Origin of the sequence: Streptomyces sp. NBC_00388 (assembly GCF_036061255.1) — a bacterium.
In the GTDB taxonomy this organism is placed as follows: domain Bacteria; phylum Actinomycetota; class Actinomycetes; order Streptomycetales; family Streptomycetaceae; genus Streptomyces.
This window is the reverse complement of sequence record NZ_CP107948.1, coordinates 5,836,375-5,853,209: the sequence shown is the minus strand read 5'-3', so window position 1 is coordinate 5,853,209 and position 16,835 is coordinate 5,836,375. Positions and strand designations below refer to the sequence as shown.

The 16,835-nt window shown below is 72.9% G+C and carries 14 protein-coding genes and 1 riboswitch; of the genes, 5 read left to right on the top strand and 9 right to left on the bottom strand.

Annotation, left to right across the window (positions count from 1 at the left end; genetic code table 11):
• Positions 1–123: 123 nt before the first annotated feature.
• A complete protein-coding gene (locus tag OG917_RS26180; RefSeq protein WP_328320130.1) occupies positions 124–1,398 on the top strand; it encodes an MFS transporter in 1,275 nt (424 codons plus the stop codon).
• Positions 1,328–2,677: a D-arabinono-1,4-lactone oxidase gene (locus tag OG917_RS26175; protein WP_328320128.1), complete on the top strand. Its 1,350-nt coding sequence runs from the start codon at positions 1,328–1,330 to the stop codon at positions 2,675–2,677. The genes OG917_RS26180 and OG917_RS26175 overlap by 71 nt, the downstream gene beginning before the upstream one ends.
• Positions 2,678–2,741: 64 nt before the next feature.
• Here the strand turns inward: OG917_RS26175 and OG917_RS26170 are convergent, their stop codons facing one another.
• Positions 2,742–3,704 carry a hypothetical protein gene (locus tag OG917_RS26170; protein ID WP_443059103.1) on the bottom strand — a complete coding sequence of 321 codons (963 nt, stop codon included), beginning with the start codon at positions 3,702–3,704 and terminating at the stop codon, positions 2,742–2,744.
• A 497-nt stretch (positions 3,705–4,201) separates the two neighbouring features.
• On the opposite strand from OG917_RS26170, the gene sepH reads away from it, so the two are divergent.
• Positions 4,202–5,260, top strand: a complete 1,059-nt coding sequence (gene sepH, locus OG917_RS26165; protein WP_328320124.1) for a septation protein SepH — start codon at positions 4,202–4,204, stop codon at positions 5,258–5,260.
• Between the two features lie 78 nt (positions 5,261–5,338).
• Here the strand turns inward: sepH and OG917_RS26160 are convergent, their stop codons facing one another.
• The gene (locus tag OG917_RS26160) at positions 5,339–6,166 is read right to left on the bottom strand and encodes a sulfurtransferase (protein ID WP_328320122.1); all 828 of its coding nucleotides are present in this window, start codon (positions 6,164–6,166) and stop codon (positions 5,339–5,341) included.
• A 204-nt stretch (positions 6,167–6,370) separates the two neighbouring features.
• Between OG917_RS26160 and OG917_RS26155 the strand changes: the two genes are divergently transcribed.
• Positions 6,371–7,144, top strand: a complete 774-nt coding sequence (locus OG917_RS26155; protein ID WP_328320120.1) for a VOC family protein — start codon at positions 6,371–6,373, stop codon at positions 7,142–7,144.
• On the opposite strand, the gene OG917_RS26150 is transcribed toward OG917_RS26155, so the two are convergent.
• From OG917_RS26150 to OG917_RS26135, 4 genes are read right to left on the bottom strand one after another with little or no spacing between them, the layout of a single operon-like run.
• Positions 7,128–7,796, bottom strand: coding sequence for a thymidine kinase (locus tag OG917_RS26150; RefSeq protein WP_328320118.1), 669 nt, complete (start codon positions 7,794–7,796; stop codon positions 7,128–7,130). The genes OG917_RS26155 and OG917_RS26150 overlap by 17 nt on opposite strands.
• A 52-nt stretch (positions 7,797–7,848) precedes the next feature.
• Positions 7,849–9,045, bottom strand: coding sequence for an alkaline phosphatase family protein (locus OG917_RS26145; RefSeq protein WP_328320116.1), 1,197 nt, complete (start codon positions 9,043–9,045; stop codon positions 7,849–7,851).
• Positions 9,045–9,641 carry a DUF5998 family protein gene (locus tag OG917_RS26140; protein ID WP_328320114.1) on the bottom strand — a complete coding sequence of 199 codons (597 nt, stop codon included), beginning with the start codon at positions 9,639–9,641 and terminating at the stop codon, positions 9,045–9,047. Before OG917_RS26140 ends, OG917_RS26145 begins: the two co-directional genes overlap by 1 nt.
• A gap of 58 nt (positions 9,642–9,699) precedes the next feature.
• Complete coding sequence (locus OG917_RS26135; RefSeq protein ID WP_328320112.1) at positions 9,700–12,672, bottom strand: bifunctional acetate--CoA ligase family protein/GNAT family N-acetyltransferase; 2,973 nt, start codon at positions 12,670–12,672, stop codon at positions 9,700–9,702.
• Positions 12,673–12,798: 126 nt separating this feature from the next.
• Here OG917_RS26135 and OG917_RS26130 point away from each other — a divergent pair, with 126 nt between their 5' ends.
• Positions 12,799–13,080 carry an HPr family phosphocarrier protein gene (locus OG917_RS26130; protein ID WP_328320110.1) on the top strand — a complete coding sequence of 94 codons (282 nt, stop codon included), beginning with the start codon at positions 12,799–12,801 and terminating at the stop codon, positions 13,078–13,080.
• A gap of 296 nt (positions 13,081–13,376) precedes the next feature.
• On the opposite strand, the gene OG917_RS26125 is transcribed toward OG917_RS26130, so the two are convergent.
• The 3 genes from OG917_RS26125 to OG917_RS26115 form a co-directional block, all read right to left on the bottom strand.
• Complete coding sequence (locus OG917_RS26125) at positions 13,377–14,054, bottom strand: GntR family transcriptional regulator (protein WP_328320108.1); 678 nt, start codon at positions 14,052–14,054, stop codon at positions 13,377–13,379.
• Between the two features lie 216 nt (positions 14,055–14,270).
• On the bottom strand, positions 14,271–15,053 hold the full coding sequence (locus OG917_RS26120; RefSeq protein ID WP_328320106.1) for a M23 family metallopeptidase: 783 nt from the start codon (positions 15,051–15,053) through the stop codon (positions 14,271–14,273).
• A gap of 12 nt (positions 15,054–15,065) precedes the next feature.
• Positions 15,066–15,225, bottom strand: a riboswitch (cyclic di-AMP (ydaO/yuaA leader).
• 231 nt (positions 15,226–15,456) lie between these two features.
• Positions 15,457–16,824 carry a M16 family metallopeptidase gene (locus tag OG917_RS26115; RefSeq protein WP_328322190.1) on the bottom strand — a complete coding sequence of 456 codons (1,368 nt, stop codon included), beginning with the start codon at positions 16,822–16,824 and terminating at the stop codon, positions 15,457–15,459.
• Between the last annotated feature and the right edge of the window lie 11 nt (positions 16,825–16,835).

Genomic DNA, 16,835 nt, shown 5'->3' with positions numbered 1-16,835 from the left:
CCCGGGTCCGCCGGGCTCCCGGACCCCCCACGGATCGCCGGGCAGGAGCCGCCCCGCGGTACGGGGAGCCGGTCACCCCCCGTAAGCTGCGCGCACCATCAGTACGCCTTACCGGAGCCCTTCTTGACCAGCCCCTACCGCGCGATCTTCGCCGCCCCCGGCACCAAGGGCTTCTCGGCGGCCGGACTCCTCGGCCGGATGCCGCTGTCCATGCTGGGCATCGGCGTGGTGACCATGATCTCGCAGCTCACCGGGCGGTACGGACTCGCCGGCGCGCTCTCGGCGACGCTCGCCCTGTCCGCGGCCGCCATCGGCCCGCGGATCTCCCGGCTCGTCGACCGGCACGGTCAGCGGAGGGTGCTGCGCCGGGCGACCGCAGTCTCCGCCGTCGCCGTCGCGGGACTGCTCGTCGCGGCCCAGCAGCGGCTCCCGGACTGGACGCTCTTCGTCTTCGCGGCCGGCGCGGGCTGCGTCCCGAGCGTCGGCTCGATGGTCCGGGCGCGCTGGGCGGAGATCCACCGGGGGAATCCGCGCAAGCTGCACGCCGCGTACTCGTGGGAGTCGATCGTCGACGAGGTGTGCTTCATCTTCGGGCCGATCCTCTCCATCGGGCTCTCCACCGCCTGGTTCCCCGAGGCGGGCCCCCTGATGGCCGGCGGCTTCCTCGTCGCCGGCGTCTTCTGGCTGACCGCGCAGCGTGCCACCGAGCCGGCCCCGCATCCGCACGGGCACGGTCCCAGCGGTTCCGCCCTGGCCTCCCGGGGGCTGCGGCTGCTGGTGCTGACCTTCGTCGCGACGGGCGCGATCTTCGGGTCGGTCGACGTGGTGACGGTCGCCTTCGCCGACGAGCGCGGCCACAAGGCGCTGGCCAGTCTGGTCCTCGCCGTGTACGCGCTCGGCTCCTGTCTTGCCGGGGCGGTCTTCGGGCTGCTGCATCCGCGCGGGGCCGCTTCCCGCAGGTGGCTGGTGGGGGTCTGCGCGATGGCGCTGAGTATGATCCCCCTCCAACTGGCCGGGAACCTGCCGTTTCTGGCCGGGGCGCTCTTCGTCGCGGGGCTCTCCGTCGCACCCACGATGGTGACCACGATGGCCCTCGTCGAGCAGCACGTACCGCGCAGCAGGCTGACCGAGGGCATGACCTGGACCAGTACCGGGCTCGCTGTCGGTGTGGCACTCGGCTCCTCGGCCGCGGGCTGGGCGGTCGACGCCGGCGGGGCACGCCAGGGATATCTGGTGCCGCTCGTGGCGGGAGCGCTCGCGGCCGTGGTGGCGTTGCCCGGGTACCGCCGGCTCAATGTGCCGGCGTCACTAGACGGGAGCGGGGCGGATGACCGGTACACCACGAACACCAGCGGCGCGGACGGCGACTGCGGTGCGGGCGGCGGGGACCTGGCGTAACTGGGCGGGGAACGTCACCGCCCGCCCTGCGCGGGAGGTCACCCCGGCGTCCACCGCCGAGCTGGCCGACGCCGTCAGGCGGGCGGCGGACGAGGGTCTGCGGGTGAAGGCCGTCGGCACAGGTCACTCCTTCACCGCGGCGGCGGCCACCGACGGCCTGCTGATACGTCCTGGCCTGCTCACCGGCATCCGGGAGATCGACCGCGCGGCGGGCACGGTGACCGCCGAGGCCGGGACACCGCTGAAGCGGCTGAACCAGGCACTGGCGCGTGAGGGGCTGACCCTCACGAACATGGGCGACATCATGGACCAGACGGTGGCGGGCGCCACCAGTACCGGCACCCACGGCACCGGCCGCGAGTCCGCCTCGATATCCGCGCAGATCCGGGCGCTCGAACTGGTGACGGCCGACGGCTCGGTGCTGACGTGCTCGGCGACCGAGCACCCCGACGTCTTCGCCGCCGCCCGGATCGGGCTCGGCGCGCTGGGCGTGGTCACGGCCGTCACCTTCGCGGTGGAGCCGGTCTTCCTGCTGACGGCCCGCGAGGAGCCGATGGCCTTCGACCGGGTGACCTCCGACTTCGACCAGCTCGTCGCCGAGAACGAGCACTTCGAGTTCTACTGGTTCCCCCACACCGGGAACTGCAACACCAAGCGGAACAACCGCAGCGCCGGCCCGGCGGCCCCGCCCGGCCGGGTGTCCGGCTGGATCGAGGACGAGCTGCTCTCCAACGGCGTCTTCCAGGCGGCGTGTTCCGTGGGCCGGGCCGTGCCCGCGACGATTCCCGCGATCGCGAAGATCTCCAGCCGCGCGCTCTCCGCCCGTACCTACACGGACATCCCGTACAAGGTCTTCACAAGTCCGCGCCGGGTGCGCTTCGTGGAGATGGAGTACGCCCTGCCGCGCGAGGCCGCGATGGCCGCGCTGCGGGAGGTCAGGGCGATGGTGGAGCGCTCGCCGCTGCGGGTGAGCTTCCCCGTCGAGGTCCGTACGGCCCCCGCGGACGACATCGCGCTCTCCACGGCCTCGGGCCGGGAGAGCGCCTACATCGCGGTGCATCTGTACCGGGGCACGCCGCACCGGGCCTACTTCACCGCGGTGGAGCGGATCATGACCGCGCACGGCGGCCGGCCGCACTGGGGCAAGCTGCACACCCGTGACGCGGCGTACCTGGCCGGGGTGTACCCGCGCTTCGGCGAGTTCACCGCGGTACGCGACCGGCTCGACCCCCAGCGGCTGTTCGCCAACGACTATCTGCGCCGGGTCCTGGGCGACTGACCGCCGCTCGCGCGGTGCGGCGCCCGGGCCGGGTCGCCCCGGCCCGGGCGCCGCATCGCCGGGTTCATCCCGCCTGCCCCGCCGGGTTCTCCGCGCCGGTATCCGGTGCGCTGTCCTGCCGGCCGGCGCCGTCGTGGCCCGGAGTGGAGTCCGAGCCGTCCCCGGACGAGCCGGAGGGAGCCGGGGACGGGGACTGCGCGCCGTCGTCCTTCGAGGGCTTCGACGGGCTCGGCGTCGGGTCCGCCGACGTGCCGGTCCGGCCGGAGCCGGGCGTGGACCGGCCGGTGTCGCCCGAGCCGGTGCTCTGCGACGGGTCGGGCCCGGGGCTCTGCTGACCGTCGCGCCCCGACGGGTCCTGGCTCTGCTGCGGGTCCGCCGGACCGGCGGGCGCCGGCGAGTGGTGCCGGCCCCCGCCGCCCTGCACCACGGAGCCCACGGTCGTACCCGTACCGCCGCTGAGGCCGTGTCCGGAGACCAGCTCGAAACCGGTGATGCCGAGCATCGACACGGCGAACACGACCAGGGCCGCGAGCGAGGAGCGCTTCCAGCCCCGTACGCGCGTCCCGTGGGTCGTGGCCTCGGTGAACCCCTCGTCCCCGACCGGGCTCAGCACCCGGGTGGCGTCCGCCTGACCGTCGCCGGGCAGCCCCGCCGTCCACCCGGTCCGCTCCCCCGCGGACTGCCGGGGCCACGGCGCCGCGATCGTCGGAGGCGCCTCGCCGGGCTCCTGCCCGCCAGGTACCTGCCGTACCGGGACCTTCAGGACCTTCGGCTTGACCTGGACCGTCACCTCGCGGATCTGCTCGCCGGTGCGCCGGAAGAGGTGCTGGAAGACCGTGCCGCCACAGGTGGCGACCACGCTCACCAGGCCGGCCCCGATGATCGTTCCGTATACACCGAGCTGCGAGGCGAGCACGGCCGCCACCACAGCGGCGAACGCGCTGCCGGCGACCTGCGGGACGCTCAGATCGAGCTGCTTCCTCTTCGTGCCTTCGGTCTCCGTGCCGCCGTACGGCTTCTGCTCCATCACCAGCCCCTGTTTGTCCATCTGAGTACACCCTGCACCAGAAAGGGACATATGAGCGAAGCGGATAGTTCCACTTCGGGGGATTGTGTGAAGCACAACACCCGGAGGCATACGCTGGCGGCATCTTCGGGAGTCCCCCCGCACCGACCGGCGGGAAGTTCGACGGCGAGCCGTCCACCCACTTGGCCCGAATGGAGTACTGTGGCGAGCCCTGGGCCCGGCCTCCCTCAGGGGTGTCCGGACCAGCGGGAGAGGGCCTGAGGCGGCACTCGAACCGACGGCACCATGGCACTGCACGGGCGCCCTGCTGCACAGAGTGACCGACGGTCGCTCTGCGTTGCAAACAGGTAACCGTGCCATAACGGCGTTCCCGGGCTGAGGCCCGACACGCCGGATAACTCGGCAAGGTTGTGGCGTGCTGCACCCGGGCAGGCCACACTCGACTAGCGGAAGCAGCGACGCACGTGACGTCGGCAGGCACCACCCGGGAGGTTCCCATGCCCGAACTGCGTGTCGTGGCCGTCTCGAATGACGGCACACGACTGGTGCTCAAAGCTGCGGACAGTACGGAGTACACGCTTCCGATCGACGAACGGCTGCGTGCGGCGGTCCGCAACGACCGCGCCCGTCTCGGCCAGATCGAGATCGAGGTGGAGAGCCACCTCCGTCCGCGTGACATCCAGGCGCGCATAAGAGCCGGCGCGTCCGCCGAGGAAGTCGCCCAGATGGCCGGGATCCCGGTCGACCGGGTCCGCCGCTTCGAGGGACCGGTGCTCGCCGAGCGCGCGTTCATGGCCGAGCGGGCCCGCAAGACACCCGTACGGCGCGCCGGTGAGAACACCGGCACCGGCCCGCAGCTCGGCGAGGCGGTGAACGAGCGGCTGCTGCTGCGCGGCGCCGAGCGGGACACCGTCCTCTGGGACTCGTGGCGCCGCGACGACGGGACCTGGGAGGTCCTGCTGGTCTACCGGGTCGCCACCGAGACCCACTCGGCGAGCTGGTCCTACGACCCGCCGCGCCGCCTCGTCCAGGCCATGGACGACGAGGCACGGTCGCTGATCGGCGAGTCCGACGACTCGCTGGCCGCGCCGGAACCGAGCTTCCCGTTCGTCCCGAGGATCGCCCGGCTGCCCCGCGACCGGCCGCTGGACCGTGCCCTGGACCGGCAGATGGAGCGCCCCACCGCGCCGGTGCCCGCCCCTCCCGAACCGGAGGAGAGCGGCAGCGGTGAGCGGGACTCGCTGACCAGCCTGCTGGAGGCCGTGCCGAGCTTCCGCGGCGACATGGTCGTGCCCGAGCGTCCCGCGCCACCCGAGCCGCCGTCGGCCGAGCCCGCCGCCGAACCGGAGTCCGAGGAGCCGCCCGCAGCCTCCGCCGGGGCCGGTTCGGCGTACGCGGACGTCCTGATGCCCCGTGCGGTGGCCGGTCACCGCGACCGGCTGACCGGTACCACGGACCGGCAGGCCGAGGCGGACGGCGTCCGTCCGGGACGGCGTGCGGCTGTGCCGAGCTGGGACGAGATCGTCTTCGGTACCCGGCGCAAGAAGCAGGAGTAGCGGGCGGGGCAGCGTCCCCAGGAGCAGACCTGTGGCCCGTACGCCGTGCGTACGGGCCACAGTCGCACCTGCTCCGGACTACGGCGTGGGGCCCGTGGCCACCGGGCGGGACTCGTCCGACGACCACTGGGACCAGGACCCCGCGTAGAGCGCGGCCGGGATACCGGCGATCTCCAGGGCGAGCACCTCGTGCGCACCCGACACCCCTGACCCGCAGTAGACGCCGACCTGCGCCCCCTGGCCCGCCGCTCCCAACGCGGCGAACCGCGCGCTCAGTTCGTCCGGGGGCAGGAAGCGCCCGCCGGCCCCCGTGTTCTCCGATGTCGGGGCCGACAGCGCGCCGGGGATGTGGCCGCCGACGCGGTCGATGGGCTCCACATCACCCCGGTAGCGCTCGGCGGCGCGGGCGTCCAGCAGCACCCCCTTCCGGGCCAGCTCCGCCGCGCCGTCGGCGTCGAGGAGGGGCAGCGCACCGGGAACAGGGACGAAGTCGCCGGGGGACGGGGCGGGGATCCGCGTGGAGAGCTGTCCGGACCAGGATGCGAGACCACCGTCCAGCACCCGGACGTCCTGGTGTCCGGTCCAGCGCAGCAGCCACCAGGCCCGCGCGGCCGCCCATCCCTGGCCGCCGTCGTACACGACGACCGGGGTGTCCTGCGAGACGCCCGCCCGGCGCAGCACCACGCCCAGTTCCGCCGGATCCGGCAGTGGATGGCGTCCGCCGGCTCCGGGCGGCCCCGCCAGCTCCGCGTCCAGGTCGACGAAGACCGCGCCGGGGATGTGGCCCGCCTCGTACTCGGGCCTGAGGTTCGGGCCGCCGAGCTGCCAGCGGACATCGAGGAGCACCGGCGGACGCGGTCCGGCCGACTCGCTCGCGAGGTCGGATGCGGTGATGATGGGTGTCATGCCTGCCATCCTCGCCCACCGTCCGGCCCCTTCGTAACGCCGTAGAAACGGACGAGCAGTAGCAAAACAGGCATCCTCCTGCTGGAACGTGCAAAATGCGGCGCGGCCGGGGCGCGGCGCACGGCCGGTGGTGGAAGCATCGGGGCGGGGACGGCCCACCGCCCCCCGTACGGCCACCACCGATGGTCCGAGGAGAGAGCGAAAATGACCGAGGCAGCCTCGCGGCGCAGGCCCGGAGCCCCCTGCTGGGTGAGTCTGATGGTGCACGGCCTGACAGAGACCCAGGAGTTCTACAGCGACCTGTTCGGCTGGGAGTTCCGGCCCGGGCCCGGCCAACTGGGCCCCTACGTACGCGCGATGCTGAACGGCCGGGAGGTCGCGGGGATCGGGCAGATGCCGCCGGACCGTCATCTGCCGATCGCCTGGACGACATACCTGGCGTCCGACGACGCCGACGCGACAGCGGCGGCGGTCAGGCACTGCGGCGGAACGGTGGGGGTGGGGCCGCTCGACGCGGGAGACGCGGGCAGGCTGGCCATAGGGTCGGACCCCGACGGCGCGGTCTTCGGAATCTGGCAGGCGGCGGCCCACCTGGGGACCGCGGAGACGGGCGTGCCCGGAACGCCGGTGTGGAACGAGCTGGTGACGCGCGATACCGGGTCGGTCGGCAAGTTCTACCAGGCGGTGTTCGGCTACGAGTCGGAGGCGGTCGTCTCGGCCGACTTCGACTATCTGACGCTGTATCTGGAGGGGCGGGCGGTGGCCTCGCTGCACGGGGTCGGCCAGGCCCTCCCCCGCGACAGGGGCGCGCACTGGATGACGTACTTCGAGGTGGCGGACGTGGACGCGGCCGCACGCCGGGTGACCGAGCTGGGCGGGGATGTGCTGCAATCGCCGCGTCAGGGCGAGACCGGGCGGCTGGCCACGGTCGCCGACCCGGAGGGCGCGGTCTTCACCGTCGTCAGGACCGAGCGCTGACGTCCGTGCGGTCCACCGGGAGCACATCGGGCGAGAGGGCGGCCGCGCGGGCGGCCGACGCGGTCGTGCGGCGCCGGTGGTGGCGTCGGCAGAGCACCTCGTAACCGATCTCGCCCGGTGGGTTGTTGACGTCGCCGACGACCACCTGGGCGCCCTCCACGACCATCTCACCGTTGATCGTGCGGGCGTTGTGGGTGGCGCGGGCGCCGCACCAGCACAACGCCTCGACCTGGAGCACCTCGACCCGGTCGGCGATCTCCACCAGCCGCTGGGAGCCCGGGAAGAGCTTGGACCGGAAGTCGGTGGTGATCCCGAAGGCGAAGACGTCGACGCCGAGGTCGTCGACGACCCGGGCGAGCTGGTCGATCTGTTCGGGTGCGAGGAACTGCGCCTCGTCCGCGATGACGTAGTCCGCGCGGCCGCCCTGCGAGAGGTGGCCGACGAGATGGGCGTAGAAGTCGAAGCCCTCGCCCGCCTCGACCGCCTCGGTGACCAGACCGAGGCGGGACGAGAGCTTGCCCTGTCCCGCGCGGTCGTCGCGGGTGAAGATCATCCCCTGGAGTCCGCGCGCGGAGCGGTTGTGCTCGATCTGCAGAGCGAGAGTGCTCTTTCCGCAGTCCATCGTTCCGGAGAAGAACACCAGCTCAGGCATGGGGGGTCGCGGGCCTTTCGGGTCTGCGGGAGAGAGGGCGCGGCGGGCGCGGTTACGAGCGTACTTCGAACAGCGGTACCAGCTGTTCGACGGGGGTCATCGAGCCGTGCATCCCCGCCATGGCCGACTCGTGCGGTTCGCGGCGGGACGCGGTGATCGCCACGTCGGCGTGGGCCGCGGCGACGACGTCACCGATCCGCCCGTACACCCGCTCGTCGATCTCCGGGCCGAACCAGCCCGCCGCGATGGCCTCGTCGCGGCTCGCGACCCAGAACTGCTCACCGAGCACTTCGCGCCAGACGGCCAGTACGTCGTTCTGGGCGCCGGGCACCGCGTAGACGTGCCGGGCCCGCCCCTCGCCTCCCAGCAGGGCGACGCCCGCGCCCAGTTCCCAGTCCTCGTCGACATCGATGCGCGACTCCTCGTCGAACGGGATGTCGATCATGCCGTGGTCGGCGGTGACATACAGCGCCGACCGGGGCGGGAGCTGCTCGGCGAGGCGCTGGACGAGCCGGTCGACGTACATCAACTGCCCGCGCCAGGCGTCCGACGCCGTCCCGAAGCGGTGGCCCTTGGAGTCCACCTCGCTGTAGTACGTGTAGATCAACGAACGGTCGGCTGCGCCCAGTTGAGCGGCTGCCAGGTCCATCCGGTCCTCGCCCGTGAGCCGGCCCCTGAAGGTGCCGCCGCTCAGCGCGATCTTGGTGAGCGGGGTGTTCTGGAAGTCCGGGGACGACACCTGCGCGGTGTGCACGCCCGCCGCGTCGGCCAGCTGGAAGACCGTGGGGTAAGGCTGCCAGATGTGCGGGTCGGTCCAGGGCCGCCAGCGCAGCTGGTTCATCAGCTCGCCGGTGGCCGGGTTGCGGGTGGTGTACCCGGTGAGGCCGTGGGCGCCGGGCGGCAGTCCGGTGCCGACCGAGGCGAGCGAGGTCGCCGTGGTGGCGGGGAATCCGGCGGTCAGCGGACGGCCGGTGTTCCCGCGCGAGGTCGGCAGCAGCGAGTGGAGGTACGGGGCTTCGTCGGGGTGCGAGCGGATCTGCTCCCAGCCCAGGCCGTCGATCAGGAAGACACAGTTCCGGTCGGCGGGCGTCAGTTCCGGGATCGCCGCGGTGAGGCCGGGAACGCCCAGTCCGGCGGCGAGCGTCGGCAGCAGGTCGGCGAGCGAGCCCGAACCGTACTCGGGGACCGGGGCGGTGGAGAGGGGGAGCGGGTCGGCGTCGTCCTCGTACGGCCAGTCGGGCAGGGCCATCAGCGGCCGGCCGCCGCTGTCGCCTCGGAGAGCGCCTGGGAGAAGGCGAGGGTCTGGCGGACGGTGTCCGGGCCGTCGCCCGCCTCGCTCACCCGCAGGCTCAGGTCGTCGGCCGTGGAGCTGCCCGTGTAGCCGTGGTCCGCGTCGCAGTTGGGATCCCCGCACGCGGCGGGCTCCAGGTCGAGGCGGGCGACCGCGCCCCAGCCGATGGTCAGGACGACCTCACGGGGCAGGGTGCCGGGGACGTACTTCTCCGGGTTCGCCACGACGCGGCTGAGCACCACGGAGGAGATCCGGCCGAGCTTCACCGACTCGGTCGATGTGGTGGCGGACGGCGTCGGGGAGGTGCCGTCGGCGGCCTGCTCGTCGGTGTGGCTGACGATGAAACGGTTTCCCGTCAGGACGAGGACCGTGACATGGCGGCGGACCTCGTTGGAGTCGAACGTGGTCTCCTGGTGCACCAGGTACGAAGAGACCGGCTCGCCGCCGACAGCGGCCTCCACCGCCTCGGCCACGAGGGCCGGGTAGTAGCCGCTGCGCTCGATCGCCGCGCGGAGCCCCTGGGTCGTTGTACCGGTCTTCGCCATGGGCTCCATCTTAGACCGACGGCTGTGGGGCGGGAGGCCGCCGGAGCGGGGCCCGGCGGGCGGCGGCTCAGTAGCTGGGGAGGCGGCGCGGGCCGAGGTCGCCGAGCGCGCGGGACGGCGCGAGCCGCACGGCGGCGCCGAGGACGGAGACCCCGCTCTGCCCGACCACCACCGGTTCGAGCGCGACGGACACCACTTCGGGATGGTCGTCCACCAGCCGGGACACTCTCAGCAGCAGCTCCTCAAGGGCGGCGGTGTCGACGGGCGCGGAGCCCCGCCAGCCGAACAGGAGCGGCGCGGTCCTGATGGACCTGATGAGCTCAGCCGCGTCCCGGTCGGTGGCGGGGACGAGCCGGTGGGCGGTGTCGCCGAGCAGCTCGGACGGCGCACCGGAGAGGCCGAAGGAGAGGACGGCGCCGACAGCCGGGTCGATCGCGGACCGTACGACGGTGTCCACCCCGCGGCCCACCATGGCCTGCACCACGGGCCGGACCTCGGCGGGGCTGCCCAGACCGGCGGAGAGCTCCGTGTAGGCGCGGCGCAGCCCTGCCTCGGTCGCGATGTCGAGCCGCACTCCGCCGAGGTCGGGGCGGTGGCGGAGGTGGGGCGCCGTGGCCTTGAGCGCCACCGGGTAACCGAGATGTTCCGCGGCGGCGACGGCGGTGTCCGCGTCCGGGGCCGGCCTGGCCGGCCGGACACGGATGCCGTACAGGCCGAGCAGTTCGCACGTGTCGTCGGTGGAGAGCGCCAGGCCGCGTGTGACGTCGACGCGGGCTGTGCCGAGCAGCGCCTCGATCCGGTCGGCCGCGGCGTTCTCGTCGATGTCGTCGTACTCGGGGACCCGGCCGGGCTCGGCGGCCTGGCGGCGCCATTGCGCGTACCGGACGGCCTGGGCGAGGGCGCGGACGGCGCGCTCGGCGGCCGGGTAGGCGGGGATGCCGCGGGTGCGGGGGGCGGAGGGCGCTTCGCCCGGTTCCCCGCCGGTTCGGCCGGCCGTGCCGGACCGGCCATCGGTGCCGGAGGGGACAGAAGTGCCGGGAGCAGCGGGAGCGCCGGAGGTGCCGGGGGCGCCAGGAGCGCCGGACGTGCCGGGAGACGCCTCTTCCCCGTCGCCGTCCGCCGCCTCGTCGCCCTCCGCCGCCCGGTCCGGGGCCGCCGGCTCGGCCGGGCCGTGGGCGCCGCGCACCGTCCCGGTGGCCGCCGCCAGGGCCTCGGCGAGACCGCCGATCTCCAGGTGGACCACGGCGACCGGCTTGGCGGGGGCGTCCGCGGCCGCCTCGCGCAGGGCTGCGGCCAGCACCTCGCCGTCACCCGACTCGGTCACCCCGTTCTCACCCACCCAGGGGATCGCGGTCACCAGCACCGCGTCGCAGCCGTCGTCCGTGAGGGCCCGGCCGAGCGCGTCCCGGAAGTCCTGAGGGGTCGCGCCGGTCGTCAGGTCGACGGGCGGGAGCGGACGCAGGCGCTCCGTGAGGCAGGCGTCGTAGGTCAGCAGGCCGAGCGACTCGGAGTTGCCGAGGATCGCGACGCGCGGACCCGCCGGCAGCGGCTGGTCCGCCAGCAGCAGACCGGCGTCGACGAGTTCGGTGACGGTGTCGACCCTGATCACACCGGCCTGCCGCAGCAGCGCGGAGACCGTGGCGTCCGGGACCCGGGTGACCGGGACCGCGTGACCGGGCGGGGCGCTTCCGCTGTGCCGGGCGCCCTTGACCACCACGACCGGTTTCACCGCGGCGGTGCGCCGGGCGAGGCGGGTGAACTTCCGGGGGTTGCCGATCGATTCGAGGTAGAGCAGGGCGACATCCGTGTCGGGGTCGTCGTGCCAGTACTGCAGGAAGTCGTTGCCCGACAGATCGGCGCGGTTGCCGGCGGAGATGAAGGAGGAGAGCCCGGCGCCGCGCCGGTGCAGCGCGGAGAGCAGCGCGATACCGATGGCGCCGGACTGGGTGAAGAGCCCGATCCGGCCGCGCGCCGGGGACTCGGGGGCCAGCGAGGCGTTCAGCCGCACGTCTTCCGCGGTGTTGATCAGGCCGAAGGCGTTCGGGCCGATGATGCGCATCCCGTACGAGCGGGCCCTGCGAAGCAGGTCGCGCTGGCGCAGCAGCCCTTCGGGCCCGCTCTCCGCGTATCCGGCGGCGACCACGACGAGCCCCTGGACCCCGCTCCCCCCGCAGTCGGCGACCACGTCGGGCACCTGCGCGGCCGGTACGGCGACGACCGCGAGGTCGACCGCCTCCCCGGCAGCGGCGATGGACGCCACCGACCGGTGGGCGGGGGCGCCGTCCACGTCCGTGAGGCCTTCAGGGAAGGCGCGGTTCACCGCGTAGACGCGCCCGGTGAAGCCGGACGTGCGCAGATTGCGCAGGACCGCGCGCCCGACCCCGCCGGGTGAGCGGCCCACTCCGACGACGGCGACGGAGCGGGGTGCCAGCAGCCGCTGCACCGACCGCGCCTCCGCACGCTGTTCGCGGGCGCGCTGAACGGCGAGGGACGCCTCGGTCGGTTCCAGATCGAGCGTCAGGTGGACCGAGCCGTCCTCGAAGCTGCGCTTCTGCTCGTACCCGGCGTCCGTGAAGACCTTGATCATTTTGTTGTTGGCGGGCAGCACCTCGGCCACGAACCTGCTGACCTCGCGCTCCCGGGCGACCGCCGCGATGTGTTCGAGCAGCGCGGAGGCCACGCCGCGCCCCTGGTGCGCGTCCTGGACGAGGAAGGCGACCTCGGCCTCGTGCTCACCGATCCGGTCGTAGCGGACGGTCGCGATGAACTCACCGCCGACGGTCGCCGCGAGTCCCACCCGGTCGACGTAGTCGTGATGGGTGAAGTGGTGGACGTCCTTGGCCGAGAGGCGGGGGTACGGGGCGAAGAAGCGGTAGTACTTGGACTCCGGCGACACCAGCTCGTAGAAGCTGACGAGCCGTTCCGCGTCCTCGGTGGTGATGGGCCGGATCCGTGCGGTACCGCCGTCGCGGAGCACCACGTCCGCCTCCCAGTGGGCCGGGTACACGTGGTGCGCGTTCTCCTCCAGCGGGGGCTGCATGCTGAAAGCGTACGGGTCGCGGGGGTGCGGGGAGCGGTGCAGTCTGGGTTCCGGCGGACCCGCGTCACGAGGTACCCCGTGCAACACTGGTCTAGACAACAGTCGCAGAACTCGAAGGGCAACACCATGGCTGAGCGCCGCGTCAAGGTCGGGTGGACCGAGGGCCTGCACGCCCGCCCGGCCTCCATCTTCGTCCGAGCCACCACGGCTTCCGGCGTCCCCGTGACGATCGCGAAGGACGGCAGCAACCCGGTCAACGCGGCATCGATGCTCGCGGTCCTCGGCCTGGGAGTGGAGGGCGGCGAGGAGATCGTGCTCACCTCGGACGTGGACGACGCCGACGCCGCCCTGGACCGGCTGGCCAAGCTGGTCGCCGACGGGCTCGACGAACTCCCCGAGACCGTCTGACCGCCTCTACGGCACCTCTCGTTTTCGCGCGCACCTGTTTGCCACCCGGCCGCGCACCCGTTCACAGCGCACCCGTTCACAGCACCGAGCCGCAGTACCCCTTCCGGGGCACTGCGGTTCTGCGTTTCCCGCCTTTTCCCGGATTACCCTCCGGGGCGCCATTCACCGCATCACCGGAATCCGGCACACCGGAGGCCGGTATGCCGGAATACTGAAAAGCAGCGCGAAGGAAAAGGAACACGGAAAGCAGCAGGAGTCGTCACGGAAATGATTTCTCCCTGTATACGGCAGGACTGTTAATCAGTGATGCTCGCAATGTTTACACCATGTTGCGGATCCCTCACACGGCCCTGGTTCCGCAGCCGGTGGGCCCCCTTGGCACGCTCGGCGTGCACCGCCGTCAGCGCGCGGGCCCGCTCCGCGTCGCCGCGCGCCACCGCGTCCACGATCGAGCCGTGCTCGGCCCAGGACACGACCGGCCGGGCCGGCTGGTCCACTGCGTACATCCAGCTGATCTTCTGCCGCAGCTGGCCGAGCAGGGTGGCCAGCGCCGAGCTGCCCGATGCCTGCGCGAGCGTCTCGTGGAACCAGCCGCCGAGCGACCGCAGGTCCTCGCCCTGCCCCCGCCCGGCCCGCTCCTGTCCCAGCCTGACGAGACCGCGGAGCACCTTGAGGTGGGCCTCGGTCCGCCGCTGGGCGGCGCGCGCCGCGCCCATCGGTTCCAGCAGCATCCGCATCTCCAGCAGATCGGCCGCCTCCCGCTCGGTCGGTTCGGCGACACAGGCGCCCGCATGGCGGCGGGTGACCACGAACCCCTCGGACTCCAGGGTCCGCAGGGCCTCACGGACAGGCACTCGGGAGACGCCGTAACGGCGCGCGAGCACTTCCTCCGTCAGCCGGCCGCCCCGCTCGTACACCCCCGAGATGATGTCGTCACGGATTGCCGTGCATACCGAATGCGCCGGAATGCGCATGACCGAACCTCCGCATCGACGCCCGCCTGCCGCGGTCTGTCCGCACCTGTGCGGCGACTCTATGGCAGGCCAGGTTAATTCCCGAAGGCCCCCGGTAAATCATGGATATCTTTTGGCCATGCGGAAACCGGACGTACGAAAAACATCCGCGCGGACATACGGAACAGGTGTGGCCCCGGCGCGGGAAGCACCGGGGCCACACAGAACAGCGGGGGGTCAGACGTCGACGCCGTGCGAACGCAGATACGCGACGGGGTCGGTGTCCGAACCGTAGTCGGGGCCCGTGCGGGCCTCGAAGTGGAGGTGGGGGCCCGTGGCGTTGCCGGTGGCACCGGAGAGTGCGATCTGCTGGTCCGACGTGACGGCCTGGCCGACCGAGACACCGATGGAGGAGAGATGGCCGTACTGCGTGTACGTGCCGTCGTGCATCCTGATGACGATGTTGTTGCCGTAGGCGCCGCCCCAGCCGGCCTCCACGACCGTGCCCGCGCCGACGGCGTGGACCGGGGTGCCGCTCGCGGCGTGGAAGTCGATGCCGGTGTGGCTGCCGGACGACCAGAGGCTGCCACCGGTCTTGTAGCCGGTGGAGACGTACGAGCCGGCCACCGGGGGGACGAAGGCGTTGAGGCGCTTGCGGGCCGCGGCCCGGGCCGCGCGCTCCTTCGCCGCCTTCGCCTCGCGCTCCCGCTCGGCCTTCGCCCTGGCGACGGCCTTCGCTTTCGCCTCGGCCTTCGCCTTCGCCTTCGCGACGGCGGCCTCGTGCTCCTGAGCGGTCACCTGGGCCGCTATCCGGTCGGCGACCGTGTCACCGACGAGGATGGTCCGGTCGAGGCGGGCCTCCTGCGCGCTGGGGGTCCTCGGGCCGTCGGCCATCGCGGGCGAGGCGAGGGTGCCGATGACACCTGCCGTGGCGAGCGTGGCGACTCCGGCGACGCCCGCGGTCCTGCGAGTCAGGCGGTTCGGGGCACGGTGCTTACCGGTAGGGCGGCTGAACGCCATGAAGGGGCTGGTCCTTTCCTTCCCTCTCGCCTACCGGGTTAGCTGACGGGTTCGGAGCAGGAAGGTCTCCTACGGGCCCGCCCCTGCGGAGCGGCCCCGATTCACCCCAGGGACTGAGTGGGTCCCCGGCTCCCCAGGCTCGCGCCTGACGGGGACTCGGCGATCGCTGCCCGGCGCCGCGGTTGCGGCTGTGTCCGGCGGACAGCGAGTGCGACGGTAAGTGGTCGGTGCGGGCCGCGCCAAACGGACAGCGGATTTTGTCGCACATCCCACAGCCGCACCGGCCGGGACGGGCAGGGGTCCCGGTGGACGTGCTGTCCACCGGGACCCCCGGCCTGTCCGCACGGGCCGCCCGGGCCGCCCGGACCGCCCGGACCGCCCGGAACAGGGAGCTACCGGGGCGTCAGCTCGCGACCACCGTCACCTCGCCGATGCCGAGCGCCCTGACCGGCTCCGCGATCTGCGCCGCGTCTCCCACCAGCACCGTCACGAGCCGGTCGTCGGGGAAGGCGCTGACCACGGCGGCGGTCGCCTCGACCGTGCCGGTCGCGGCGAGGTGCGCGTACAGCTGCGCCTGGAAGTCGTCCGGCAGATGCTGCTCGACCTGATCGGCGAGCGTGGCCGCGACCGCGGCTGCCGTCTCGTACTTCAGCGGAGCGACGCCCACCAGATTCTGTACGGCGACATCCCGCTCGGCGTCGGTCAGCCCGCCCGCGGCAAGCGTCCTGAGCACCTTCCAGAGGTCGTCGAGCGCGGGCCCGGTCGACTCGGTGTCGACGGAACCACTGATGGCGAGCATGGCCGCACCGGTTCCGTCAGGCGCGGAGCGGAGCACCTGGCTGAACGCCCGCACCCCGTAGGTGTAGCCCTTCTCCTCGCGCAGGACACGGTCCAGGCGGGAGGTGAGCGTGCCGCCCAGGCAGTAGGTGCCGAGGACCTGGGCGGGCCAGACACGGTCGTGCCGGTCGGCGCCGATCCGGCCGATCAGCACCTGCGTCTGGACCGCTCCGGGGCGGTCCACCACGACCACCCGGCCGGTGTCGTCCGCGGTGATCGGGGGCACCGGGCGGGGCGTGCCCGCGTTGCCCTTCCACTCGCCGAGGCTCTCGGCGAGCACGGCGTCCAGGTCGGTCTCCGCCAGATCGCCGACGACCACGGCGGTCGCTGTCGCCGGCCGGACGTACGCGTCGTAGAAGGCGCGGACCGCGGCCGCGTCGATACGCGCCACCGTCTCCTCGGTGCCCTGGCGCGGGCGCGACATGCGCGCGGTCGCCGGGAACAGCTCCTTGGAGAGCTGCTTGGCCGCCCGGCGCGCCGGGTTGGCGAGCTCGTGCGGGATCTCGTCCAGCCGGTTGCCCACGATCCGCTCGACCTCGCTCGCGGCGAAGGCGGGCGCCCGCAGTGCGTCGGCGAGCAGGCCGAGCGCCTTGGGCAGCCGGGAGACCGGCACTTCGAGGGAGACCCGGACACCGGGGTGGTCCGCGTGCGCGTCGAGCGTGGCACCGCAGCGCTCCAGCTCCGCGGCGAACTCCTCGGCGCTGTGCTTGTCGGTCCCCTCGGAGAGGGCCCTCGCCATGATGGTGGCGATGCCGTCGAGCCCCTCGGGCTCGGCGTCCAGCGGGGCGTCGAGACTGATCTCGACGGCGACGACCTGCTGTCCGGGCCGGTGGCAGCGCAGCACCGTCAGGCCGTTGGGCAGGGTGGAGCGCTCGGGTGCCGGGAAGGCCCAGGGCCTGGGGGCGCCCGCCTGGGGCTGGGGGTGGAAGGTCATCGTCACGGCCG

Excerpts from the sequence above, each read along its gene's own strand:
- OG917_RS26170 (WP_443059103.1), bottom strand. The coding sequence starts at position 3,704 with ATGGAGCAGAAGCCGTACGGCGGCACGGAGACCGAAGGCACGAAGAGG.
- OG917_RS26140 (WP_328320114.1), bottom strand. The coding sequence starts at position 9,641 with ATGGAGCCCATGGCGAAGACCGGTACAACGACCCAGGGGCTCCGCGCG.
- OG917_RS26115 (WP_328322190.1), bottom strand. The coding sequence starts at position 16,824 with ATGACCTTCCACCCCCAGCCCCAGGCGGGCGCCCCCAGGCCCTGGGCC.
- OG917_RS26175 (WP_328320128.1), top strand. The coding sequence starts at position 1,328 with ATGACCGGTACACCACGAACACCAGCGGCGCGGACGGCGACTGCGGTG.
- OG917_RS26160 (WP_328320122.1), bottom strand. The coding sequence starts at position 6,166 with ATGACACCCATCATCACCGCATCCGACCTCGCGAGCGAGTCGGCCGGA.
- OG917_RS26155 (WP_328320120.1), top strand. The coding sequence starts at position 6,371 with ATGACCGAGGCAGCCTCGCGGCGCAGGCCCGGAGCCCCCTGCTGGGTG.
- OG917_RS26125 (WP_328320108.1), bottom strand. The coding sequence starts at position 14,054 with ATGCGCATTCCGGCGCATTCGGTATGCACGGCAATCCGTGACGACATC.
- OG917_RS26130 (WP_328320110.1), top strand. The coding sequence starts at position 12,799 with ATGGCTGAGCGCCGCGTCAAGGTCGGGTGGACCGAGGGCCTGCACGCC.
- OG917_RS26120 (WP_328320106.1), bottom strand. The coding sequence starts at position 15,053 with ATGGCGTTCAGCCGCCCTACCGGTAAGCACCGTGCCCCGAACCGCCTG.
- OG917_RS26135 (WP_328320112.1), bottom strand. The coding sequence starts at position 12,672 with ATGCAGCCCCCGCTGGAGGAGAACGCGCACCACGTGTACCCGGCCCAC.
- OG917_RS26145 (WP_328320116.1), bottom strand. The coding sequence starts at position 9,045 with ATGGCCCTGCCCGACTGGCCGTACGAGGACGACGCCGACCCGCTCCCC.
- OG917_RS26150 (WP_328320118.1), bottom strand. The coding sequence starts at position 7,796 with ATGCCTGAGCTGGTGTTCTTCTCCGGAACGATGGACTGCGGAAAGAGC.
- sepH (WP_328320124.1), top strand. The coding sequence starts at position 4,202 with ATGCCCGAACTGCGTGTCGTGGCCGTCTCGAATGACGGCACACGACTG.